Origin of the sequence: Pedobacter sp. G11 (genome assembly GCF_003860265.1) — a bacterium.
In the GTDB taxonomy this organism is placed as follows: Bacteria; Bacteroidota; Bacteroidia; order Sphingobacteriales; family Sphingobacteriaceae; genus Pedobacter; species Pedobacter agri.
This window is the reverse complement of the sequence record NZ_CP034190.1, coordinates 4,007,069-4,031,071: the sequence shown is the minus strand read 5'-3', so window position 1 is coordinate 4,031,071 and position 24,003 is coordinate 4,007,069. Positions and strand designations below refer to the sequence as shown.

28 protein-coding genes are annotated in these 24,003 nt (G+C 36.7%); 15 read left to right on the top strand and 13 right to left on the bottom strand.

Annotation, left to right across the window (positions count from 1 at the left end; all coding sequences use genetic code 11):
* Window position 1: 1 nt before the first annotated feature.
* Window positions 2-1,909 (top strand): DUF3857 domain-containing transglutaminase family protein, encoded by a 1,908-nt coding sequence (locus EA772_RS17390; RefSeq protein ID WP_124914303.1) that lies wholly within the window; start codon window positions 2-4, stop codon window positions 1,907-1,909.
* 142 nt (window positions 1,910-2,051) lie between these two features.
* Here EA772_RS17390 and EA772_RS17385 read toward each other — a convergent pair whose 3' ends face one another.
* Window positions 2,052-3,500 (bottom strand): SDR family oxidoreductase, encoded by a 1,449-nt coding sequence (locus tag EA772_RS17385; protein ID WP_124914302.1) that lies wholly within the window; start codon window positions 3,498-3,500, stop codon window positions 2,052-2,054.
* Between the two features lie 216 nt (window positions 3,501-3,716).
* On the opposite strand from EA772_RS17385, the gene EA772_RS17380 reads away from it, so the two are divergent.
* Window positions 3,717-4,502, top strand: coding sequence for a murein L,D-transpeptidase catalytic domain family protein (locus tag EA772_RS17380; RefSeq protein WP_124914301.1), 786 nt, complete (start codon window positions 3,717-3,719; stop codon window positions 4,500-4,502).
* On the opposite strand, the gene EA772_RS17375 is transcribed toward EA772_RS17380, so the two are convergent.
* Window positions 4,499-4,942 carry a hypothetical protein gene (locus tag EA772_RS17375; RefSeq protein ID WP_124914300.1) on the bottom strand — a complete coding sequence of 148 codons (444 nt, stop codon included), beginning with the start codon at window positions 4,940-4,942 and terminating at the stop codon, window positions 4,499-4,501. The genes EA772_RS17380 and EA772_RS17375 overlap by 4 nt on opposite strands.
* A 162-nt stretch (window positions 4,943-5,104) precedes the next feature.
* Here EA772_RS17375 and topB point away from each other — a divergent pair, with 162 nt between their 5' ends.
* A complete protein-coding gene (gene topB, locus EA772_RS17370; protein WP_124914299.1) occupies window positions 5,105-6,955 on the top strand; it encodes a DNA topoisomerase III in 1,851 nt (616 codons plus the stop codon).
* Here topB and EA772_RS17365 read toward each other — a convergent pair.
* From EA772_RS17365 to EA772_RS17345, 5 genes are all read right to left on the bottom strand, one after another.
* On the bottom strand, window positions 6,952-7,365 hold the full coding sequence (locus tag EA772_RS17365) for a response regulator (RefSeq protein ID WP_124914298.1): 414 nt from the start codon (window positions 7,363-7,365) through the stop codon (window positions 6,952-6,954). The genes topB and EA772_RS17365 overlap by 4 nt on opposite strands.
* A gap of 128 nt (window positions 7,366-7,493) precedes the next feature.
* Window positions 7,494-9,407: an AAA domain-containing protein gene (locus tag EA772_RS17360; protein WP_124914297.1), complete on the bottom strand. Its 1,914-nt coding sequence runs from the start codon at window positions 9,405-9,407 to the stop codon at window positions 7,494-7,496.
* Window positions 9,408-9,472: 65 nt separating this feature from the next.
* Entirely contained in the window at window positions 9,473-9,856 is a 384-nt protein-coding gene (locus EA772_RS17355; protein WP_116168275.1) for a DUF3037 domain-containing protein, read from the bottom strand.
* Window positions 9,834-10,625: a HipA family kinase gene (locus EA772_RS17350; protein ID WP_124914296.1), complete on the bottom strand. Its 792-nt coding sequence runs from the start codon at window positions 10,623-10,625 to the stop codon at window positions 9,834-9,836. The genes EA772_RS17355 and EA772_RS17350 overlap by 23 nt, the downstream gene beginning before the upstream one ends.
* 107 nt (window positions 10,626-10,732) lie before the next feature.
* Window positions 10,733-10,921, bottom strand: a complete 189-nt coding sequence (locus tag EA772_RS17345) for a hypothetical protein (RefSeq protein ID WP_010601447.1) — start codon at window positions 10,919-10,921, stop codon at window positions 10,733-10,735.
* A gap of 102 nt (window positions 10,922-11,023) precedes the next feature.
* Between EA772_RS17345 and EA772_RS17340 the strand changes: the two genes are divergently transcribed.
* From EA772_RS17340 to EA772_RS17330, 3 genes are read left to right on the top strand one after another with little or no spacing between them, the layout of a single operon-like run.
* Window positions 11,024-11,404, top strand: coding sequence for a hypothetical protein (locus EA772_RS17340; RefSeq protein WP_010601448.1), 381 nt, complete (start codon window positions 11,024-11,026; stop codon window positions 11,402-11,404).
* 39 nt (window positions 11,405-11,443) lie between these two features.
* On the top strand, window positions 11,444-11,647 hold the full coding sequence (locus EA772_RS17335; protein ID WP_124914295.1) for a KTSC domain-containing protein: 204 nt from the start codon (window positions 11,444-11,446) through the stop codon (window positions 11,645-11,647).
* A complete protein-coding gene (locus EA772_RS17330; RefSeq protein ID WP_124914294.1) occupies window positions 11,640-12,377 on the top strand; it encodes an endonuclease in 738 nt (245 codons plus the stop codon). The genes EA772_RS17335 and EA772_RS17330 overlap by 8 nt, the downstream gene beginning before the upstream one ends.
* A gap of 197 nt (window positions 12,378-12,574) precedes the next feature.
* Here the strand turns inward: EA772_RS17330 and idi are convergent, their stop codons facing one another.
* The 4 genes from idi to EA772_RS17310 all read right to left on the bottom strand — a co-directional run bounded on the left by idi (window position 12,575) and on the right by EA772_RS17310 (window position 15,248).
* Window positions 12,575-13,099, bottom strand: coding sequence for an isopentenyl-diphosphate Delta-isomerase (idi, locus tag EA772_RS17325; RefSeq protein WP_124914293.1), 525 nt, complete (start codon window positions 13,097-13,099; stop codon window positions 12,575-12,577).
* Window positions 13,100-13,105: 6 nt separating this feature from the next.
* Window positions 13,106-13,942 (bottom strand): squalene/phytoene synthase family protein, encoded by an 837-nt coding sequence (locus EA772_RS17320; RefSeq protein ID WP_124914292.1) that lies wholly within the window; start codon window positions 13,940-13,942, stop codon window positions 13,106-13,108.
* Between the two features lie 2 nt (window positions 13,943-13,944).
* Window positions 13,945-14,832: a MerR family transcriptional regulator gene (locus EA772_RS17315; protein WP_010601454.1), complete on the bottom strand. Its 888-nt coding sequence runs from the start codon at window positions 14,830-14,832 to the stop codon at window positions 13,945-13,947.
* A 137-nt stretch (window positions 14,833-14,969) separates the two neighbouring features.
* A complete protein-coding gene (locus tag EA772_RS17310; RefSeq protein WP_010601455.1) occupies window positions 14,970-15,248 on the bottom strand; it encodes a hypothetical protein in 279 nt (92 codons plus the stop codon).
* Between the two features lie 295 nt (window positions 15,249-15,543).
* Here EA772_RS17310 and EA772_RS17305 point away from each other — a divergent pair, with 295 nt between their 5' ends.
* The 9 genes from EA772_RS17305 to EA772_RS17265 all read left to right on the top strand — a co-directional run bounded on the left by EA772_RS17305 (window position 15,544) and on the right by EA772_RS17265 (window position 22,475).
* Window positions 15,544-16,284: a LytTR family DNA-binding domain-containing protein gene (locus EA772_RS17305; protein ID WP_010601456.1), complete on the top strand. Its 741-nt coding sequence runs from the start codon at window positions 15,544-15,546 to the stop codon at window positions 16,282-16,284.
* Between the two features lie 99 nt (window positions 16,285-16,383).
* Window positions 16,384-17,463, top strand: a complete 1,080-nt coding sequence (locus EA772_RS17300; protein ID WP_124914291.1) for a sensor histidine kinase — start codon at window positions 16,384-16,386, stop codon at window positions 17,461-17,463.
* A gap of 158 nt (window positions 17,464-17,621) precedes the next feature.
* The gene (locus tag EA772_RS17295; RefSeq protein ID WP_124914290.1) at window positions 17,622-18,362 is read left to right on the top strand and encodes a LytTR family DNA-binding domain-containing protein; all 741 of its coding nucleotides are present in this window, start codon (window positions 17,622-17,624) and stop codon (window positions 18,360-18,362) included.
* Window positions 18,363-18,479: 117 nt separating this feature from the next.
* Window positions 18,480-18,842 carry a two-component system response regulator gene (locus tag EA772_RS17290; RefSeq protein WP_010601459.1) on the top strand — a complete coding sequence of 121 codons (363 nt, stop codon included), beginning with the start codon at window positions 18,480-18,482 and terminating at the stop codon, window positions 18,840-18,842.
* A gap of 10 nt (window positions 18,843-18,852) precedes the next feature.
* Entirely contained in the window at window positions 18,853-19,482 is a 630-nt protein-coding gene (locus EA772_RS17285) for an autotransporter outer membrane beta-barrel domain-containing protein (protein ID WP_124914289.1), read from the top strand.
* A gap of 163 nt (window positions 19,483-19,645) precedes the next feature.
* Window positions 19,646-21,019, top strand: a complete 1,374-nt coding sequence (locus tag EA772_RS17280; protein WP_124914288.1) for an exonuclease domain-containing protein — start codon at window positions 19,646-19,648, stop codon at window positions 21,017-21,019.
* A gap of 157 nt (window positions 21,020-21,176) precedes the next feature.
* On the top strand, window positions 21,177-21,530 hold the full coding sequence (locus EA772_RS17275; RefSeq protein WP_168187591.1) for an MmcQ/YjbR family DNA-binding protein: 354 nt from the start codon (window positions 21,177-21,179) through the stop codon (window positions 21,528-21,530).
* 81 nt (window positions 21,531-21,611) lie between these two features.
* On the top strand, window positions 21,612-22,028 hold the full coding sequence (locus EA772_RS17270) for a VOC family protein (RefSeq protein WP_116168286.1): 417 nt from the start codon (window positions 21,612-21,614) through the stop codon (window positions 22,026-22,028).
* An 18-nt stretch (window positions 22,029-22,046) separates the two neighbouring features.
* Complete coding sequence (locus tag EA772_RS17265) at window positions 22,047-22,475, top strand: SRPBCC domain-containing protein (protein WP_124914286.1); 429 nt, start codon at window positions 22,047-22,049, stop codon at window positions 22,473-22,475.
* A gap of 69 nt (window positions 22,476-22,544) precedes the next feature.
* Here EA772_RS17265 and EA772_RS17260 read toward each other — a convergent pair whose 3' ends face one another.
* Both EA772_RS17260 and EA772_RS17255 read right to left on the bottom strand, forming a co-directional pair.
* The gene (locus EA772_RS17260) at window positions 22,545-22,988 is read right to left on the bottom strand and encodes an NUDIX domain-containing protein (RefSeq protein WP_124914285.1); all 444 of its coding nucleotides are present in this window, start codon (window positions 22,986-22,988) and stop codon (window positions 22,545-22,547) included.
* A complete protein-coding gene (locus EA772_RS17255) occupies window positions 22,975-23,961 on the bottom strand; it encodes a cation diffusion facilitator family transporter (protein WP_124914284.1) in 987 nt (328 codons plus the stop codon). Before EA772_RS17255 ends, EA772_RS17260 begins: the two co-directional genes overlap by 14 nt.
* Window positions 23,962-24,003 lie beyond the last annotated feature (42 nt).

Genomic DNA, 24,003 nt, shown 5'->3' with positions numbered 1-24,003 from the left:
TATGAAGATTAAATTAATATTCCTTTGCATTTTAGGTTTGGCTAATAGTGCTGTTGCACAAGATAATTATGATGTTGATCTAATCGCCAGCAGTTTGAAAAACCGGGCCAATGCCTGCATCAGGATTAACGAAACCGTTGTAGATATGCGTGCACCCGAAAATGTGATGCAAACGGTAAAAAAAGCAATAACAGTGTTTAATGAAAATGGCGAAGATGAAGCTCGTTTGGTTTTGCATTATGATAAAAATACATCGATAAAAAGCATCAAGGGTGAAGTTTATAACTCAGTTGGTAAACCAATAAGCAAATTTACACAGCATGATTTCTCCGATATCAGCGTAGCGGATGGATTTTCCTTATTTATTGATAGCCGGATTAAACATTATTTGCCAAATGTAAATCAATACCCTTACACCGTTGTTTACTATTACGAAATTAGAAACAAACAAAATTTAGGCGTCCCCAGATGGCGACCAAAACCCGCTGATGATGTTTCAGTTGAGCAAAGTTCATATACATTCATATCCAAACCAACTGATGAGGTTCGCATTAAAACGCTTAATTACAAGGGGGCGCCAGAAGTTGTAACCGATGAAAAGCAGAAAAAAATGATTTGGAGAGCTGGCAATTTGCTGGCTGTTAAATCTGAGCCGTATAATCCTGATCCTGAAACTTACCTAACCAGTGTTCAGATAGCACCTACTCAATTTACCTATTATAATTACAAAGGCAGTTATCAAAACTGGGAGGAATTAGGTAAATGGGTATATAACAATTTGATTAAACAGCGAAATACCTTATCGCCCGAAACCATTGCCATGGTTAAGAATTTAGTTAAAGATGAGAAAACAGATAAGGATAAGGCAAAAAAAATCTATCAATATTTACAAAGTAAAACGCGTTACATCAGTGTACAGATAGGTATTGGAGGTATTCAACCTATTTCAGCGACTGAGGTTGATCGTTTAGGTTATGGCGATTGCAAGGCCTTAGTCAATTATATGCAAAGCCTATTAAAAGCCGCTGATGTTGATTCTTACTATTGTGTTGTTGAAGCAGGAAGCCAAAAGAAAAGCATGGACCCGAAGTTTGCGGATATGTCGCAAGGGAATCACATCATTTTATGCCTTCCTTTAAAAAACGACACCACCTGGCTGGAATGTACGAGTCAAAAAATCCCCTTTGGATTTTTAGGAGACTTTACTGACGATAGAGTCGTTTTTGCCTGCACACCTGAAGGGGGTAAGTTGCTGAGAACACCAAAACTAAGCGCACAAAGTAATTTACAGGTACGCAAAGCGAACTTAAAAATTAATCAGGATGGAACGCTTTCAGGAAACATGAGCACAGTTTTTTCCGGAGCACAGTATGATAACCACGAATCGATTATCAGCAAACCGATTGCCGAGCAACATAAAGCGCTAAAATCATCTTACAACATTGATAATATTAACTTTGAAAAAGTTGTTTACACCCAAGAAAAAACATCAGACCCGAAGATAACTGAAGTTTTACAGGTTAACATCGGGCATTATGCCACAATTAATGGAGATAAGTTATATCTGCAACCAAACGCATTTAATATTGCAAGGTCAATCCCGGAGGTAAAAAACAGAGCATTACCTGTTTATATTAACAGAGGATATACAGATGAAGATACCATTTCTTACCAACTTCCTGACCAGGTATCAACAAACTTCATTTTGCCAAATGATAAAATTTTCAAGAATGATTTTGGATTTTATGAGGCGAAAGTAAGTTTTGTAGGAAACAAGGTAACTTACTCTCGAAAAATCAGAATCAATGATGGAACTTTTCCTGCGGAGAAATATGCAGAGTTCTCAAAATTTATGAATGAGGTAAATGCTGCTGATCATTTAAAACTGGTGCTTAGCTTAAAAAAATAATTCCTAAGCCAATTCCAATAATCATGATCAAATACATTAATATTTCGGTACTGGCGAAACGTTTATATTTGGTCCAAAAGGAATAATCGTGATCTTGATTCGGCATTTTCATTGATGTAAACATCAAAGATAATAAATTGACTTAATTATCGGGTTTATACGTGGTAATCTCTCTGGCCATGCCTTTAAACAGCACAATATGAAAGGGCCACATGGCGTACCAGTACAGGCGTCCCCATAAACCTTTAGGCCTAAAAGTAGCAATCTGCGAAAGAAAGGCCTTACCATGAAACTCTACCAATTTAAGTTCCAGCCAAGCCTCGCCAGGCACTTTCATTTCGGCATATAGCAATAATCTTTTGTTTTTCCGATCGGCTAAAAGCACCCTCCAAAAATCGAGTACATCTCCAGCCTGAAGATCAATATTACTTGTTCTTCCGCGTCGGGTACCTACACCTCCGAAAATTTTATCTAAAAAGCCCCTGAGCTGCCAAAGCCAATCCATAAAATACCAGCCTCTGCTCCCACCTATACTCCAGATATTTTCAAATACTTCTTCTGCCTTGCGTTCAAAAGGCATTTTTACCTTGTATTGTAATGTTCCGTTTTGTGGCACCTTAATCTGATCCATAAAATCAGTTTGTAAATATCCCCTGTTTAAAGCATCCTTCCAGCTGGATACAATGGAATTCTGATCGATCTTTTCGAAAGCCAAATGCAAGGCTTCAGCGTAGGTTAAACACTTTCTGGGCACCACACTTTTAATACGATCATCTTTACAAACCACTTCGTTTTTCATGCTGTCTACCAAACTTTTGGCAAGCGAGTATGGAACCGGAGTGATTAAATTAAGCCAAAGAGATGATAACCTGGGCGTAAGAACCGGAACGGTAATGATCCATCTTTTCAAGCCTCGTTCATTAGCATAACCCAACAACATATTTTTATACGTCAGGATATCAGGTCCGCCAATATCAAATGTTTGATTAAAGGCTTTTTCGTTATGTAGTACCCCAATTAGATAGCCTAAAACATCGCGAATACCAATCGGCTGACATTTGGTTTTTACCCACTTTGGCGCAACCATTACCGGAATTTTCTCGGTCAAATCTCTAATGATTTCGAATGAGGCGCTTCCAGAACCAATGATTATTGCCGCCCGTAAAATGGTACAGGCAATGCCTGAAGATTTTAATTCTTCCTCAACAGCTAAACGGGAACCTAAATGTTTTGATAAGTGTTCATCATTTGCAATCCCGGTAAGGTAAATGATTTGCTTACAATTGGTTTTCTTAATGGCATTTGAGAAATTTTCTGAGGATTGCCTTTCCATATCATCAAAACCACTATCGCTTGATGACATTGAATGAACCAGATAATAAGCGGCATCGATATCAGAGGGAATTTCATCCAATGTATCTGCTTTGAGCAAGTCGCCACTGATAATTTCTACTTCCTCACTTAGATCAGATTTTGCAGCAAATCTACGCTCATCCCTAACCATACAAACTACCTGATGACCTTCTTCCAATAGCAGCGGCAATAACCTTGTTCCAATATAACCGTTTGCGCCAGTAAGCAGTATTTTCATGATGATCAGTTTTAAATTACAACACCTTACAATCGTATTTGTTATTGATTATCAGTTAGATTAAAGAAAAATAACATTCCCGCAAGCTATATTTTCATCGATAATCCGTCATATTGCTGTAAAACAGTCCGTATTATTAAAACTACACCGGCACTTGCACAACAATTACTCATAAACTCCGTATTATTATTTCAGAAATCAACCAAACATCCCTTAATGAAGAAAATCTTTTTAGGCATTGCCGCGATTGTTTTAGTGAGTATGAGCATTGTCGGAACAAGTTGGAAAGCAGAAGAGCTTCCACAAACACAGCAACAAACAGTTAAAAATATTGCTGCTGATAGTATCTACAATCAGTTCATTTCAGATATCTATTATGCTGCTCATCTGGATTCTGCAGGTTTAAACCAACAGGTTTTTGAAAAAGCACTTACCGGCTTTTACAACATGAAGTATTCCGGTTTGCTACATTCCAAATCTATTTTAACCATTGCTGATTTCGATCAGGAAAGCAGCAAGAAACGTCTTTTTATTATTGATTTGGCGCAGAAAAAACTTATTTTAAATACCTGGGTGGCACATGGGCAAAACAGTGGTGGCGATAAACCCACCTATTTTTCCAATACGCAGAATTCAAATCAAAGCAGTTTAGGTTTTTATCTAACCGGAGAAATTTATTACGGCAAACATGGTCGTTCGCTTAAATTAGATGGTATGGACCGAGGATTTAACAACCATGCGAGGGAACGGGCGATTGTTGTTCATGGTGCCGATTATGTCTGCCAGGAAACAATTAATCAACTCGGAAGATTGGGCCGAAGCCAGGGTTGCCCGGCAGTACCAACTAAACTAGCAAATAAAGTGATTGATGCCATTTCAGACCGCACTGTACTGTTTATTAACAACTCTGATCAGCAATACCATTCTTCGTTTTTGAACGAAACACTCGCAGCCAGCTACGCTTTAAAACAAGAGGAAGTTTTGGCCGCTCAAATGGATTAATGTAGTTTGAGATTTGTATCACTTAAATTCCGGGGCAATATCTTGATAAAAAATCCTTTTAGGGGGGCCAGAGTATCCCAGACCCAACGGTTGGAGTCTTTGGCCTTTTCGCCACAATCCACTACTTCTGCCCTTTCCAATAACTTATTTACAAGCTTATTAAGCGGCTTAAATTTCACCAGTCGGTTAAATTGCAAACCTAAATAATCACAGTAAACATGCACCAAAATTTCCACAATGAGCGATCGGTCTGTAATCTGTAATGGACGACCAAATTTCTGCAGGTAATCATCTTTAATGGTTTTTACCAATAAAATAAACCTTTCATCTGCTTTACCATCCAAAAAGCGCCAAAGTTCTGCGTTGCCGTACACCCGTATGATACCCTCATCTAAATGGACTTTGATAGTGCAATTTTCTAAATTGTAATGGCTATTCATTAAATTTTAGATTTTAAACTCGATTATTTGTTACTGAATAATGCAACCGTAACACTAAAACAGCGAAAATGTTTAATCATCAGGTGTTTAGTGTGTGAGTAAAATTTTGATTTTTGAATCAATATTTTGAGCATCTTTGAGGTTTTAAAATAAGCCCAATTCATGAAGATTGTTATTGCAGAAAAGCCTTCAGTTGGCCGCGAACTTGCTAAAGTTTTTGGTGCAACTACCAGAAAAGACGGATATATCGAAGGTAAAGGATATTCGTTTACCTGGGCATTTGGGCATTTATTGCAATTGGCACCTCCACAAGATTATGGTTTTATTGGCTGGAGAAAGCAGCACTTACCCATGTTACCAGCTAAATTTAAATTGGCAGTTCGCAAAATCAAAACTAAAGACGGCTTTGTAGAAGATCCGGCAGTTAGAAAACAACTTGATACAATAAAAAGACTTTTCGATGAGGCTACAGAAATTATTGTAGCTACGGATGCCGGGCGTGAAGGCGAGCTGATTTTCAGATATATCTACTATTATCTGAAATGCAAAAAACCATTTAAAAGATTGTGGATTTCCTCACAAACTGATGAAGCTATAAAAGATGGTTTTAGAAATCTTAAGCCTGGCACCGATTACGATACGCTATTCAATTCCGCACATTGCCGATCTGAATCTGACTGGCTTGTCGGCATGAATGCAACACAGGCTTTGAGTATTTCTGCGGGCAACCGAACTGTATTGTCGCTTGGTAGAGTTCAAACACCTACCCTTGCCATGATTTGTGCCCGCTTTTTAGAAATTAAAAATTTTGTACCGCAGATTTATTACCAGATCAGCATCCAGCTGGTTAAGGATGAGCAAAGTTTTAAAGCGGTTTCGACTACAAACTATAAAGAAAAGGAAGAAGCTGAAAAGCTTTTTGCTTTAGTAGAAGATGTGGCATCCGGATTCCCAACTGGTGGAAATATCACAGCAGTTGAAGCTAAACCCCGTAAAGAACCACCACCGCTTTTGCATGATTTGAGTAGTTTACAGCAGGAAGCGAATAAAAAGAAGGGATACACGGCTGATCAGACCTTGAATATTTTACAGAATTTGTATGAAAGCAAACTCGTTTCTTATCCTCGTACAGGATCAAGATATATCGGCGATGATGTTTTTGCCGGTGTTCCGGATTTGATTACCAAATTTGTTAACCATCCTGATTTTGGTAAACAGGCAGCTTTCCTTCAAACCATTAAACTAAATAAACGTAGTGTCAATGCAAAAAAAGTAACCGATCACCATGCCGTTTTACCAACTGGTGTAGAGGCCTATGGACTTAGCAGCGATAAACAGGCTGTGTATGACATGGTAGTTGGACGAATGATCGAGGCCTTCCATCAGGAATGTTTAAAAGAAATTACCAAAATCACCATCCAATCTGGACTTACTTTTATTGCTAATGGAACCGTTATTCGTTCTGCCGGATGGCGTTCGGTTTTTAATGAAAGTGAAGACGATAAAAAAGATGAGGATAACGCGGCTTTGCCAAAGGTTATCGTAGGTGAACAATTACCAATTACAGAAAAATCCTTACTAGAGAAGCAAACAAAACCAAAATCAATGTACAATGAAGCGTCTCTTCTGAAAGCACTGGAAACCTGCGGTAAAGAAATTGAGGATGAGGAGTTGCGATATGCGATGAAAGATAGTGGTTTAGGAACGCCCGCTACTCGAGCTTCTATTATTGAAACCTTAATCACCAGAGAATATATTACCAGAGAAAAACGGAATCTGGTACCTTCAGCCAAAGGATTGGCGGTTTATGAAGTGGTGAAAGATAAACAAATTGCTCAGGCTGAACTTACAGGTCAATGGGAAAAACGATTGGAAGAAATCAGATCGGGATCGTCGGTAAAAGATTTTAAATTTGAAATTACCGAATATACCAAAATGATTACCAACGAATTACTCATTGCCGGCGCAAGTATTTCGGGTAAATTGCAGGAAAACAAACTAGAAAAGGTTTAGCCGAAAGCTATCTTTAGGGCATCTTCAATCGCTAAACCCATATCTTCATCTTTTTGGATAAAGGCTATTGCCCCTGCTTCGGTATATTGTTTCTCGAGCGTGGTTTTATCATTACCGGTAAACATGCAAACTTTTATTTCGGGCTGGATAGCATGAACTTTTCGTACCGTATTTGGATTACTATCGCCCCTTGGCATATTGATATCCAACAGTAAAAAATCAAATTTTTCACGGTTTAATAACTCAAAAGTATCAGGAAGATTTGTAGTTTCAAATACCTCAGACGAAGGTATTAATTTCCGAAAATAGCCCTTCATTACCATTCGCATCAATTCATTATCGTCTGCGATTAAAACCCTTGCACCTTCTTTCATTTTGTTGTTGTATTGGTTAGCTTTATTAACGGTCATCGCGTAACCTGTTTATACAACATAACTAAAAACAAAAAAGTTCATGGTTTTGCTAAAGAAATAAGGCAATCAGGATGATTTATTCAAATATAGACATTTCTTTGAGGTTTAAGCGTTTAGATATCTGATTATACGTTTATAAACTCCCAGGCACTATGGTAAGCGTTAAGTTTTTCGGCATAGGTAATAAAATCTGCATAAAACTTAGCCTTCGAAAGTGTTGCACTATCCCCTATTACCACTAGCTTCTTCCTTGCCCGGGTCATGGCTACATTCATTCTTCTGGTATCAGCTAAAAAGCCGATGGAGCCGTCTGCATTGCTACGGGTTAAGCTGATGTATACAATATCCCGCTCCTGCCCCTGAAAACTATCGATAGTATTAACAGAAATTTTATCTTGATGGGCCATTAACAATTCATTTTCTTCAACCAACATCTTGAGAATTCGAACTTGCTGTTTGTATGGAGAAACGATGGCGATTGACGGAAAATCAACGATAGTTTCTTTTGATTCAAGTTCCTGAATTAAAGTACTCAAATGCGTCACTAAAAAAGTGGCCTCATCAGGATTTGTAGTACTGTTTCCATCTAATTTTTCATCAAAACTACATCCGGCTGTGTCTATGAAAGCAAGCGGCTCATCATCAGCAAAAACTAAATGTCGGGCAACAGCAGGATGGGCATGGAGCTGACTGTTATAGAAAACCTGAGAAGAATATCCCATGATACTTTCATGCATCCTGTATTGTTCATTGAGAAGCACAACAGATTCAGGATGAAGGCTAACTGACTTTTCCAGTAAAGTTTTACTTAATCCGTTTCTGCCGGCTTCGCTGGATTTTATTGTTGGCGCTAACTGGAAATGATCCCCTGCAAGTACCACTTTTTCTGCTTTTAAAATGGGGATCCAACAGGCGGGTTCCAAAGCCTGTCCGGCTTCATCGATCACTACCGTATTATATTTTAAATTGCGAACAGTATAATGGTTTGCGCCTACCAATGTTGCCGTTATAACCTGCGCCTTACTGAACAGATTATCCATAATATACTGTTCCGTTTTTTCAACTTCTTTGCCAATTTTGTGTGCTTCATCAAATAAAGCCTTGCGTTGATCGCGTTCAGCTTTCCCGAAACTTCGCTTATATTTATGCGCCATGTTTTTGAATTCGTTGGCCTGCTTTTTTAGAGATTTAACAGACTTCATGTCTGGATGATCAGCCATTTTATGCTCTAAAGTTGATGCCAACAGCCTATTTGAAACACGGGCCGGATTACCTATCCGAATGACGTTAAGCCCTTCTGCTGCTAGTTTTTCAGTTAATAAATCTACTGCGGTATTGCTTGGTGCAACTACCAGGATCTTTTGATTGTAATGCTTCGTCAGCGATTTTATTGCATGTACCAGTGTTGTGGTTTTGCCGGTACCAGGAGGACCATGTACAATTGCTAAATGATTGGCCGTAACGATTTTATGAACAGCCTGTCGCTGTGATTCATTTAGTTTGTTCGGAATGAAGAATTTCTCCTCATTCTGAAATGAAGGTTTTTCCCCCCGTGTTAGGATGCTAATCAATTTATTTTCCGATTGATGGTCTGCCAGATTTGAAGCCTGCTTCAACGCATTTTGCATTTCATCGTAACTGTTGTTATCGAAAAGCAAATCAACCCCTAATTTGCCGTCACGGCTCCAATCTGGTAATTCATCAACCCTGAAACTAATTTTCATTTTATTCCCGGTTTGATGTGTAATGGTTCCCTCCAGCCTATCTTCCTTTGCATCGTGGTTGGAGAATAAAACCACAGAAGATCCAAATCTAAACGGATGAGAAATATCCTGATGAGTGGTACGTTCCAATTCAACAGTCAGGTAATCGCCCCGGCCAATTTCACTGTTGCGAATAGCAATGGGATACCAGGTTAATCCTAATAATCGGCGGTCTGCAGCCGAAGTATTTTCAGTAAGTTTTAAATATGCTTGTAAATCTTCATCACGCTCTGTAGTAAGTAGCTCCTGAAGTTTTTTAAAATATTCTTTCGGCAAGGATAGATTGATTAATTGCTATAATAGCTGATTTCTCTTGATTAAAACGAGTTCTTGACTTACAGTTACAAAACCAGTTCATTATGAAGTCTTAGCATCGTTTCGTAAGGATCTGTACTAAAACCAGGATGCACTTTTGAACACTGCACTACAGTACTTCTCGTTGCTGTTAACCACCTGAATCGCGAAGCCTGATCATACTGGCCAATCGGGCCACCATTTTTTGCACCAGCGCTGATCCGTTCGAATGCTGAAAGATTCGCATGAATGTCATCCATATCAATTTTACCTGCTATGGCGCTGATCTTTTGCTCGTCTACTACGAAAATGCTTTGTAAGAACTTCTTCTTAGCGCAATAAAGGATAATGCCTACATTAATAAATTCCTCCCGTTCTACCCTCGGCATCACGCGGATCACGGCATACTCAAATAAGAATCTCTCTTGCATGCTGTGCTTCTTTTAAAAATGTTTCAGAATTTGCTAAACGCGTTTCCAGGAAATAAGCATAAGCTTTTCGATGCGATTCCTTACTTTCAAAATTTGTTTCGCCTTCCAGCCAATCATCTGGAATGATATTGATTACTGCCTGAATTTTCTCAGGGTTAAGAATTGAACGAAATTCCTGATCTACCGCTTCAAGTTCAGAAGCCCAGGGTAGTAACACATGATCTTTAACAAGAAAAAATGGTCGTGTAGCCTGTCCTTCCCAATTTTGCCAGGAATGATGAAAGTACAACGATGCGCCATGATCAATTAGCCAAAGTTCCTTGTGCCAAACCAGCATATTGGTATTGCGGCATGTGCGATCCATATTGGTTAAGAAGCAATCTAACCAAACAATTTGTGAAGCTAATTTAGCATCAACGGCGGTAACTGTAGGATCAAAGGTAATGGCTCCGGATAGATAATGAAGGGCTAAGTTTAAACCCACACTCGCTTTTAGTAAATCCTGAATCTCTTCATCGGGTTCGGTTCTTCCAAAAGCCTCATCTAAATGGGCAAATACCAATTCAGGTACGCGTAATCCCAAAATTCTGGCGATTTCTCCACCAATTAATTCAGCAATCAACGCTCGGGTACCCTGGCCAGCGCCTCTGAATTTAAGTACATACAAAAAATCGTCATCAGCCTCGGCGATAGCTGGCATAGAACCACCTTCACGTAAGGGCGTAACGTAGCGGGTAACATTAACTTCTCTAAGCTGGATATTGTTCATAAGAAATATTAGAAACCATACATCACATAATGGACTTTCTAATTCAGCTGCAAATTTAGAACAATATTGTTAACTTTTTCCGTAAAGATTTTTGATTGATGCAGCACTTAATCGTGACCTAGATATGCATTTCCTGCAGGAGTCATTACTGCCGCCCATTGAACAGATTCGCGGTTGATTTTAACCAGGCCCATACTTTCCAACTCCTCATAAGCTTCCTCCATTCCTCCTAAAATTGGAGAATTAACTTGCTGATTAATGACCTCAAGTAGAGATACAATTTCTGATCTTTCCATAACGTTGGCTTTTGGGTATTAAACAGCTATATCGTTAAAATGTTTATCTCATAAGTTAAACATTTTACTTGCTAAGAGGTTGTATTTAAAAGAGCTAATTTCATGGAATCGCACATTTACTATTTATTCGTTTTAGCATTGCCCGTTGCCTGTATTGCCTGGACAGTTACCAAAGAAGAAATTTTTAGGGAGGCGAGGGAATTTTGTGTTGACCGCTCAAAAAATTGTAACAAGCTAATCAAACGGAAATTTTTCTATGTGTTTACATGTGAATATTGTTTCAGTCATTATGTAACGGTAATTATTTTATTTATCACAAAATACACATTGATTTATGCCAGTTGGAGGGGTTACCTCATAGCTTTTTTTGCCATTGTGTGGATAGCGAATGTTTACATGAGTTTGTACAACATCATCAGGATTGATTTAAAGAAAGAGAAAATCAGGGTTGCTAAAGAAGAATCAGAACTAAATGGTGAGTAAAACCATATCAAAATTCTACTGTTAAATTGATTAAATATTATGCCATCATCTGTAATCGATCATTTCAGTTATGATGCTAATAAAAAGTCACTTCAAATAACTTTTGTTAGCGGATTAGTTTATCTGTACCGAAACGTGCCGGAAAAAATTTTCAATATGCTCAAAGCTGCAGGTTCGAAAGGCAGATATTTCAATCAGCACATCAAAAATCATTTTAAATTTAAAAAATTAGAAGATGCCTGAAGGACCATCAATTGTAATATTGAAAGACTTGATCAGCGACCTACATTTGGGTAAACCAGAGGTATTGGAAGTTGCCGGAAACGTGAATACCATTGATAAGGAAAAACTTCTTCACAAAAAAATTCAAGGTTTCAAAAGTTGGGGTAAGCATTTTTTAATTTGTTTCGATGATTTTACTATACGTATCCATTTCATGCTTTTTGGCACCTACCTCATTAATGAAACGAAGAAGACGCCATTAAAACTTGGCTTAACGCTGAAAAATGATCAGTTAAACTTCTACACCTGCAAAGTTGATTTGTTGGATGGTGATGTAAATGATCACTACAATTGGAAAGCAGATATCATGTCTGAACATTGGGATCCAAAACTCGCATTGGAAAAACTGAATGAAACGAAAGAAACCTATATATGTGATGCTTTATTAGATCAGGATATTTTTGCTGGCGTTGGCAATATTATCAAAAATGAAGTACTGTATAGAAGCCAAGTTCATCCGCTGAGTAAAATAGAAAACATTCCTACTGCTAAACTCAAAGCGATTATCAAAGAAGCGCAGCGGTATAGCTTCGATTTTTTAAAGTGGAAAAAAGAAAACACATTAAGTAAACATTGGGAAGTTTATCAGCAAAAAATTTGTGCCCGAGAACACAAGGTAACCAAAAAAGCACTCGGAAAAACAAACCGGCAAACCTATGTTTGTAATGATTGTCAAAAAAAATATAAATAATTTTTTCCAGAGAAAAATCTTCAAAAATCTAGAAATCAATACATTGCTTCACATGCAAGCAATGAAACTAAAAAGTTACCTTAATTTGAACGTAAAAGAAATGTTAAACTACTAGGAATTGTACAAACAAGTGCTATATTTGTCCTCGAGAGCGTTAATTTAGATACGGGTATATGGCTTAGGCTGTATGCCCGTTTTTATTTTACATCATTTGAAATATGGCTGATTACCTTGTCTAAACAGATTTTTAGCCATGGCGTGTATGCAGTTGGATTGACGTCGATATCATTTCTCAAATCCTCAAGTTTGATATACTTGAAATCCTCTACCTCTTCATTATTAATTACTGGCTTATCATTAGACGTGCCAAAAAAAACATGATCTAATTCATGCTCCGTTAACCCGTCATCGAACACTGCCTTATATAAAAAATTAAAACCATAAGCCAGATCGCAGGTCATGCCCATCTCCTCTTTTAATCTTCTTTCTGCAGCGGCCAGATTACTCTCGCCTTCACGAGGATGGCTGCAACAAGTATTTGTCCATAATCCACCAGAATGATATTTACTTTTGGAACGTTTCTGGAGCAAAAGTTCTTGATGATCGTTAAAAATAAAAATTGAAAAAGCACGATGTAATAATCCCTTTTGGTGAGCCTCCATTTTTTCCATCTTACCCTGAGGCAGGTCATCTTTATCAACTAAAATTACATGTTCTTCCATTGCTGCTTAAATCGCGTTTAACTTATGGCGTATCATAGAATCGAACATCAAGCCAATTTTATGATGGTTTGGAATGCGAATGCGTTCGGTCATTATTTTTTCGGCGCTCAGATTTTTGATCTTATTAAATAGTTTTCTATAATAGATGTAAGATAGGTAAACACCGTTTCTGGATGTGGATGGCAGCATTTTTATTCCTAATAAAGCATCTTTAAATTCGTCTTCTATCTCCTCTTCTATCTTGCGTTTTTCCTGATCACAGAAGACAGTTAAATTCACATTTGGAAAATAGTTGCGGTTTAGTGATTGATGATCTGCCTTTACATCACGAAGAAAATTTACCTTTTGAAAAGCGGAGCCCAACTTCATAGCAAAGGGTTTTAATCTGTTGTATTCTGCTTCATCCCCATTGGTAAATACTTTTAAACACATTAAACCAACTACTTCTGCCGATCCTAAAATGTATTCCTGATATAAATCTTCCGTAAATAATTGATCTTCCAGATCCATTTCCATGCTTTTCAAAAACAATCTAATTAATTCGTGATCGATTTGATATTCGTTTACGACTTTTTGAAAAGAATTAAGAACAGGATTTAAACTAATCCCTAATTCGATGGCTTCAAAAGTATCCTGTTTAAATTTCTCTAATAAATACTTTTTGTCGAAATTATGAAAGCTATCTACTATTTCATCTGCAAGGCGGACGAAACCATAAATAGCGTAAACGGGTTGTCGCAGTTGTTTTCCCAGAAAATAAATTCCGAAAGAAAAACTTGTGCTATAACTCGTTGTGGTTAGTTTACTGCACCTCGCCGATAACTGATCAAACATTTCTTTCATCGTTAATTTGGGTTTTGAATGGATTTTTCAAATTCTTCAAGCGTTTTAAACCAATTGATATGATCTATATTTTTTAATTTTTCAATCACCAAACCATTTCCAGCCAGGTGTATTTTTGCAGATTTGCAAACCTCAGATAATTGTGTAATATATTTTTGTGCACCAGCCTCTAATCTTGCCCTGACCATAAAAAGCAAAACATGATCAACATTTATACTCGAGATTACTTCTTCGATAGAATCTAGTGGAACTTTGCTTCCCAAATAGATTACTTTTTGATGGTTCAACCGAAGCATATAATTTGCAAAGATTAATCCGATGTCGTGATCTTCATCTTCAGGCAGAAAAAGCAACCAGGTTTTTCCACTATCGGAAGCTGATTCGGTATTATTAATTTCGGAGAAAAGTTTTTGACGGATCAAACTGGAGATGAAATGTTCATGAGCAGGACAAATCTCATCTTTTCGCCACATTAAACCTAGGCGTATAAGTAAAGGATATGTTACGCGACGATAGGTATCGGCAACGCCTAACACTTCCACACAATCGTTAATTAAATTGGTAAATGCAGCATCATTAAAATCTAAACCATATTTGATTAACCTTGTAATGTAGAATTCAGCTAATTCATCATCAGATCGATAACTATATTTTTGATCCAGTAATTCTTCTACAGCCTCATCGGTTAAACTACAAATTTTCGAAATTTTTAATCCGGATTGATTGAGGCTCACAATATTTAATAGCCGTTTTAACTGGTTATCATCATATAGCCGGGTATTTCCTTGTGAGCGTTGAGGTTTTAACGCATTATACCGTTGCTCCCAGATCCTTATCGTATGAGAATGAATGCCTGACAGCTGTTCCAGATCAGAAATGGTATAAGTCATTTTTGTTTAAATATATCGAATAAAATTTAAACAAGAAGAATGATTAATAGTTTTAAGTACGCATAAAATTATTAAGATTTGTCTAGACAATTTTTTTGAAAAGATACACCAAGCCATGCTTAATGTATCTTTCGTAATTAATTATATGCTTTTTCGGTTAGCAACAATCCCTGCTCGCCGTTACCGGTAACAATTTTATGTACATGTTTGTACGACTGGCTGAAGAAATCGTAACCATGCTCCGTTGCTTCAATGGACACGGAACTCATTGGATACTTTCTATTGGTCTGCATGCATAGCAGGCTGCCGTTGGCCAGTAAAAGAAAATCGCAATCGTATCCTTTTTCCTGCAATTCGATCACTTTTTTGGTAATGGATACATTTAACCTGTTGGTTACACGGGTTCTGTTTTTCATAAGATTAGGTTTTAGGTAAATGAATTGCCGCTAATCTGCAATATCATATATTTATTTACGGTAATAAATACAATATATTGTAATCCAAGCAATTAAAAAAGAATAGTTTTGTTCATTTGTGATCCAACCTCTTTATTCATTTTTATAGACTAGATTATGGTTTGATCATAGTGACTAAAACTAAACAAACGCTATCACAAACTTGATGAATATGCTCAATACCTTGACCAACATTATAAATTTTAATTTTTGCGAATCATAGCGTAATTTGCCATCCATCTTCTCTATCTATCAAATGAAATTAAAATGTATCGTGATTGACGATGATATTCATGCTATAAATGGCATTAAATCTTATCTGAACACACTATCCAATATTTCGCTTTATAAGGCATATACCGATCCGTTGCAGGCGCTTACAGACATTACCGGCGGAGCAAATGTTGATGTTATTTTTATGGATGTAGACATGCCCATGATTTCGGGAATCGAGCTGTCAAAGGCTATACGTCATAAAACAAGCAAACTGATTTTTACTACATCTCATTCTAAATACGCTTATGAGGCATTTGAAATGAATGCCAGTGCATACTTGCTAAAACCTTATACTTTTGCTCGTTTTGCGGAAACCCTAAACCGGCTATTTCCACAAAGCCCCAGCCTGCCAAATATTTCTATTCAGCAAGAAGAAGATTATTTCTTTGTACGAAATAAGAATGAAAAAAATAGTTTAATAAAAGTTAGGTACAGCGACATAGTTGCGGTGGAGAGTTTACAAAACTATGTCAGGATTTACACCACTAACGAAACCATAGTCACTTATATCGCTTTATCAGAGATTAAAATTATACTGCAGGATTACCCAAACTTTGCACAGGCACACCGATCATTTATCATCGCCAAAAACCATATTGAGAAAGTTGAGGGAAACACACTGAAAATGGTTAATAATTTAACTGTAAATGTTGGAAACAGTTACCGCGAAGGAATACAGGAGTATATTAAAGAAAAAACAATCAGAACGAGCAGATCCTAGCAAACCCTGCAAAATGCATCAAGGTTTAAAATTTTTATGCAATTTTGCTTTTTGAAACATCATTACCAGCAGATACCCTATTAACAAGCTTTTTCCTCAATGATTAACATCAAAAAATCACCGCCTTTCATCCGCATTCAAAACTGGCTGGTTTCCAAAAAATTCCACATCATCATCTGGCTGGTTTTTATGCTGTATGAGTCTGTAATAGTAGGCCTGTTTAGTGGACAGTTTGGAAACCTCATTAATTACATTCTGTTTTATTCTTTAAACATCTCCATGTTTTATGTACATACGCATATTATTTTAGAGAGCGGTTTAAAACGTAAAAATCAAATCTGGTGGAAGCTTCCGTTTCTTTTATCACTGGAGTTATTAGTTTATCTCATGATCTACATTGGCTTTGACTATCTGATCACTGATATACTGAAATATTTCCGGCCGAGAAAGATTGGAACGACTATGCAATACATCCTCGGGCCGGTTTATCGAGCCATTTATTTCATGTTTTTCTCTACAGGTTACTACTTTTTACTCAAGTTTTTGAGCGAGAGGAAGAAGACCGAGGAATTGGAGCATCAGCGATTGAATAATATGATCCAGATTGCGAGATCAGAGAATGCTTTCTTAAAGGCACAAATCCAGCCACATTTATTATTTAACACACTTGATTTTATCTATCAGAATGCTCGTGATCATTCTCCTATAGCAGCAGAAACCATACTCTCGCTTTCAGAAATGATGAGATATTCGGTGGATAGCAATAAGGATAAAGATTTCATTTCACTTGGTGAGGAAATTAACCAGGTAGAAAACTTAATTAATTTGCATCAGCTACGCAAACACCACCAATTGCAAATTCGGTTTTGGTATGATGATTACATTAAAAAAGTGGAAATTATACCTTTGATTTTAATTACGTTGGTTGAAAACATATTTAAACATGGTGACCTGCTTTCTCAATCTCACCCCGCAGAAATCAAATTGTATTTACAAAATAATGATTTGATTATCGAAACGTCAAATCAGATAGCAAAAGTGAAAGAAAAACCTGGCTTTAACTCCGGCATAAAAAATATTACCAAGCGGTTGGCCTACGCTTACGGAGACCAGTCGACATTTGAAAGTGGTACAACTGAGGATAACTATTACAAGGTAAGGGTAACAATTAAGCTATAACATACCGATGATTAAAATTGACAACTACAAACAATTACTTCAATAAATACAAATAAACACTACAAAGCTATAGTGGAGAATAAAAAAACCTTTTACAAAATATTTTTTTTCTTTTTTAGCTGTTTTAGTTGTATTTTGCATCGTCTAAAACTCGAAAAATGTCAATAAATTGCATCGCAATAGACGATGATCCACATTCTTTAGAAAATCTAATTGCTTACATGGAAAAGTTGCCAGAATTAAATCTTGTGCAAACTTTTACCGAACCTTTGCAGGCTTTGGCAGAAATTTCGGTGGCTTCTCCTGTAGATATTATCTTTTTAGATGTGGAAATGCCGACACTTTCCGGGATTGAACTTGCAGGATTACTAAGACAAAAAGCAAAGCACTTAGTTTTTACTACTGCACATCCAAGATATGCACTTGATGCCTTCAAAGTTGATGCAGATGCTTACCTGTTAAAACCATATTCTATATTACATTTCGCCAAAACTATAAACAACCTATACCCGGCTGGTTCCAGCGAACAGCAACCGTTTTCAATTTTTGATGATCATTTTTTCTATTTGCCGCTTCAAAACGGCAAAAGTGAACTGGCCCGGATTGATATAAATGAATTGATTGCTGTAGAGGATCACCAGGAAGATGTTAGGTTTATCACCACAAAAAATATTTTTACAACAGCCAAGGTAAACTTTGTAAAAATGATGAAGATGCTAAAACAACACCCTGGATTTATCCAGATTAGTGCTGCGGGCATTATTTCCAAACAGCATATTAGAAGTGTTTTAGGAAATCAGGTGTTATTATCCGGTGAAGTTTCTTATGCCGTAGCAGATAGCCATAAATCGCTTTTTGCCGCTTTTATTCAAGATAACTTACTCAAAGGAAAGTCATAAAATCGATTGCATTTCCGCGGTTAAAGTAATTTTAAGTCATTTCTGCTGCCAAGCAAAACATTCTTCGTATTACTTTGTATTAGCATTAGTTTATTATTTATTTATTGATTAACCATTTTGAAAAGAATATTAGTTGTAGATGATGACCCCGATATATTGGAGGTTTTTCAGATGGCACTAGAAACTGAGCGTTACCGAGTATACCCTTTATTATCACCGAGATTTATTTTTAAAACCATTAAAGAATTTAGTCCAGATTTAATCATTTTGGATATTATGTTGAATGGCATGGATGGAAGAGCTGTTTTCAGGGAATTGAAATTAAATCCTGAAACAGAAAATATTCCGGTTATTATGGCATCGGCTAGATATGATGAAAACTATATTATCTCACAAAGATTAAATCCAGACGACTATCTGGAAAAACCTTTTAACATCACCGATTTACTTCAAAAAGTAAATAAACTAACCGCCAATTAAAAATAAAAATATGCAACTAAGATTACTAACTCCAATAATATTGCTTTGCGCAGCAATATCTATCAAGGCAAGCGCACAAAGCAGCCGTCCAGATAAACTTTATTCCATGAGTGGAATTGGTTTTGCATTTCCTATGGGAGAAACATCAGACTATTTTAAACCTAAATTCTCTACCTCTTTAGGTGTAAATCTAGCCGTTGGCAATGGTGGATTTTTCGTGTACCCAAAAGTGAGTTTACATGCTTTTACTTTTAACCAGCAAATTGCTGATGCCGGTTACAGCTATACTATCCAGAAAGGAAGATCAACTACGTATTTATTAAATATAGCTTTAGGCTACAGAAAAATTGTAGAAAAATGGGCGTTTTACGGATTTGCAGGCGCCGGTGGTGGTTTCATTTTAACACCTCAGGCAGGTGTAAATGCAAGTACTTTACAAGTAAATATGGATAACAAAACAAATAGCTTAGGTATTGCTGAAGGCGGTGGTGGTATTGAATATAATATTGGAGGTGCAAACCTTTTTATCGAAGCCAGCTACATGTATGGCTTTGGAAAAATTCAAAATCGAGTATTTAATACTGTGCCTATTAGTATTGGTATTAAACCAAACTTGAGTAAATTATTAAGCAAACTTTAAGCTTTTGTATACTTGATACTGAGCGACTGCGTTATAACGTAGTCGCTTTTTTTGTTTGTACGTTTACCAAAATAATTTCACTAAAAAAACTATCAAAAATTAACGAAGCATTATTTTTATTACTAACTATTTTAGCATAGATTTGTAGTTGTAAAATTTATCAATGTTATACGCAGTTGTAGATATCGAAACTACCGGAGGCCACGCTTCAGCAAATGGAATTACTGAGGTTGCCATCAATATTCATGATGAAAATAAAGTGGTCGAGTCATTTACCACATTGATAAATCCTGGCCAATCCATTCCTGTTTATATTACAGCCTTAACAGGAATAGATGATGCAATGCTGGTTGATGCACCAACCTTTGCAGATGTAGCATTACAAATTTACCAGTTGCTGCATGATAAGATTTTTGTTGCACACAACGTCAACTTCGATTATTCATTTTTGAAACATCATCTATCTGCAGCTGGTTATGAGTTAAATTGCCGGAAACTCTGCACCGTTAGGATGAGCAGAAAAATCATCCCCGGGAAAGCATCGTATAGTCTCGGAAAGTTATGCAGTGTATTACAAATTCCTATTCATAACCGTCACCGGGCCGCAGGTGATGCTGATGCAACAAGTATATTGTTCAACATGTTATTGGAGGCAGATCATGAAGGTATTATCGCTGAAATGATGAAGAAAACTTCGAAGGAACAGGTTTTACCACCACATTTAGATCGTGCTTCGATATTAAGATTGCCAGATCAGCCAGGTGTTTATTATTTTAAAGATAATAAGGGTAAAATTGTTTATGTAGGCAAGGCTAAAAACCTAAGAAAAAGGGTAATAAGTCATTTTACAGGAAACAAGCCAAATAAACAAAGACAGGATTTTTTACGCACAATTTATAATGTTGATCATGTGGTATGTGGCACGGAGTTAATGGCATTGATTTTAGAAGCAAACGAGATTAAAAGACTTTGGCCAGAAAATAACAGAGCCATGAAACGATATGAACATAAATATGACTTATACGTATTCGAGGATCAAAATGGCTACATGCGCCTGGCGATAGATAAGCATAAAAAAAATAATAAATCTTTACAAAGTTTTAATAGCTTACTGGAAGGCTACAATTTCTTAAACCACCTTATCGAGAAATATCAGCTTTGCGCAAAATTATGCTATCTTCAAAAAACAGCAACAAAATGTAAGGCACATGATAATGGACAATGTTTTGGCGCCTGCAGCAGCATTGAAACTGTAGCCGTTTACAACAAAAGACTGAGCAATGCTTTAGATGATATTCAAAGTTTACAACCTAGCTTTGCATTAATTGACGATGGCCGCGAGGAAGAAGAATTAAGTTGCCTGGTTGTTGAAAATGGTAAATTCTATGGTATGGGATATTTCAAGGATAAAGCTTATCTCGAAGATGGCTTAGCCCCTATCAAAAATGATTTGTCCATCTATCAGTCGAACAGCTACATTCTTAATTTAATCCTGACGCATGCTGAACAGTTTCCCCAAAAATTGTATAAATTGTAAATGATATTGTCCTGCCGATCAATTGAAGTCAAGTTAAACCTTTTATGTTTTAATAAACCATGGAAAATCTCAAACTTATAATCAAAATTGATGTAAGTTTGTCTTTTAAAGTCACTCAATAATTAGTATGTTGAGGCATTACATTAAAACCAGTATTATGATATCCCCTGATTCTTTTAGAGCACTTGCCTTATCTTTCGAAGAGGTAGTTGAAACACCAAACGCAAATAAAAACTCATTCAAAGTTGACGATAAAATTTTCATTACCGTTGACAATGCTAACCTGAAAGCTGTTTTTCGGTTATCACCAAAGGATCAAAGCAAGTTTTCTGATCTAGATCCTTCCGCAATTTACCCGGCACAAGCTGGTTGGGGCAAACAAGGGTGGACGATCTTTGAACTAAGTTTTATTGAATCAGAAGTATTGGAAAATGCGCTTAGGCTATCATATTGTACGGTAGCACCAGAAGAGCTGGCGAAAAAATATAAAAAGAAAACGAGCAAAAAATAAATTTGTTATACTATTTTGCTTTCATGTTTTTGCCAGTCTATCTCGCTTAAAACATTTAATATTTAAATCAAACATCTGAATATGATTAAGTCACTTTGGGTAAACCTACCTGTAAAAAACGTAAAAAATTCTAAAGATTTTTTTACTAAAATTGGATTTCAGTTGAATTTAAAACACGGCGTACGTGACGACTCCGCCTGTTTTATGGTTGGCGATGACAACTTTATCATTATGTTTTTTGAAAAACCATTGTTTGAAGATTTTGTAGCAACTTCAGTTGCCGACAGTCGTTCAGGAAGCGAAGTCTTATTTTCTTTTGATGCCGAAAGTGCGGAAGAAGTTGATGATTTGGCTAAGAAGGTGGTTGAAGCAGGTGGAACCTTATATGCGGCACCCGGTTACAAAGATGGCTGGATGTACGGATGTGGTTTTATCGATTTAGACGGACAGCGTTGGAATATTCTCCATATGGATCTGGGCAAAATGCCGCTTGGGTAAACCAAATTTTAAATGCATATGAACACAAAACCATTAATTATTGAAAGCGTTTACTATGTAAGCGTTGAGAAGGTATGGGAGGCTCTTACTCAAAATGAGCAATTGAAAAAGTGGTATTTTCAATTAGATGAATTTAAACCAAAAGTTGGATTTAAATTCGATTTTATTGGTGGAACCGATGAAGGACCAAGATATTTGCATTTTTGTGAAATCGTGGACGTTGTAGCGCACCATCAAATCACCTATACCTGGAAATATGATAACTACCCCGGAAATTCAACGGTTAAATGGGAAATTTTTCCGACTGATAAAGGGACAAGAGTTCAATTAACACATACAGGCATTGAGAGCTTTGAAGAAAACGGAAAAGATTTTACCAGAGAAAGTTTTAAAGCTGGCTGGACTTATTTCCTTCATGAGGCATTGAAGAAATTTCTTGAACCATAAAATTAAAAATACAAAGTTCGTTGAAAAACGAACTTTGTATTTTTAAAATAGATGTGATATAGAAATTACTTACAGATAGGACTGCTTTAATAGTTCGACTACTGTTTTATCAGTCTTAAAAGTTATTTCATTTATGTCTAAATCACGTATAGCTACCCAGCGAAAAGCCTGAAGTATTTCGCCTTCGGCGTCAAAATCAAATATTTTTGTTTTAAACGCTAACGTTAACGGCGCTAATTCGCGAACAATGTAATATACGCTAATCACCTGACTGTCGTTAAAGGAAGATTTTTCAAAAAAATCTGTGGTATAAAAATGCGATAAAACTTCGATTTCGGCGTTGCATTCTTCCATAAATTCCCGCTTTAATCCGTCAATTAAACCTTCCCCAAACTCTAATCCACCACCTGGAAATTTGCTAAAACGGAAACCATACTCCTCTTCATCACTAACCAGAACTTCTTCATTTGCATTGATAAGCAGACCGTAAACACGCACATTAAAATAACTCATTCTCGAAATGTTTTTTGTTTTTAATCACTATTTCCGGGGTCCAGACAATTTCCTTTTTAAAGGCTTCTGCCCTAACCGGGCACTCACTCATGTGGCAGTAGTGGCAACATTTTGGTAAACAAGGATCAGCATGAATGAACAATTCTGCTTTTCGAAATCCATTTTTATTAATGAGTTCATCTATTTGTGAAATTTCACGATGTACCTGGTTTAAGTCGAAATAGTAAGGAAGGGTAACATGGCAATCAATGTGAAATTCTGGACCATACTGCTGCGTACGAAGGTTGTGTACATCAATCCATGGATTATGCCTGTTGTGCTGGAGTACTTCCACGACCTCTTCTACCAGAGTAAAGTCACTTTCATCCATTAGGCCACCAACAGAACCGCGTGTAAGTTGATAGCCGGAATAAATAATATAAAAGCCAACCAAAACAGACAATAAGCTATCTAACCAAATAATATTTGTCAACTGAATTAAGATCAGGCCAACAACAATGGCAACACTGGTATAAGTATCTGTCAATAAATGTTTTCCATCGGCCTGCAAAGTTACAGAATGCTCCTCCTTACCAACCTTTATCAGATACAAGCCAACGAATAGATTAATCAATCCTGTGCTACCGATAATGATTGTTCCTTCTAACAGCTGACCAACTGCATGTGGATAAATAAGGTTGTAGGAAGACTTAAATATGATGATAACCCCAGCCAAAAGAATTAAAATTCCCTCAACAAATGCGGAGAAAAACTCTACTTTTCCATGTCCGTAAGGATGATTTTCATCTCGCGGCTGAGTACTTAAATAGATGCTATAAAAGGCAAAAGCACCTGCTATAACGTTTACAATACTCTCTGCAGCATCGGTTAGAATAGCATTTGATCCCGTTATAAAATATGCGATAAATTTGGCTAACATTAGCATAACGCTAACAACCAATGAAATTACAATTGCTTTTTTTTTAACGGTCACGAGATCTTTTTTACAAAAATACGCTTATCGCATAAATTTAAT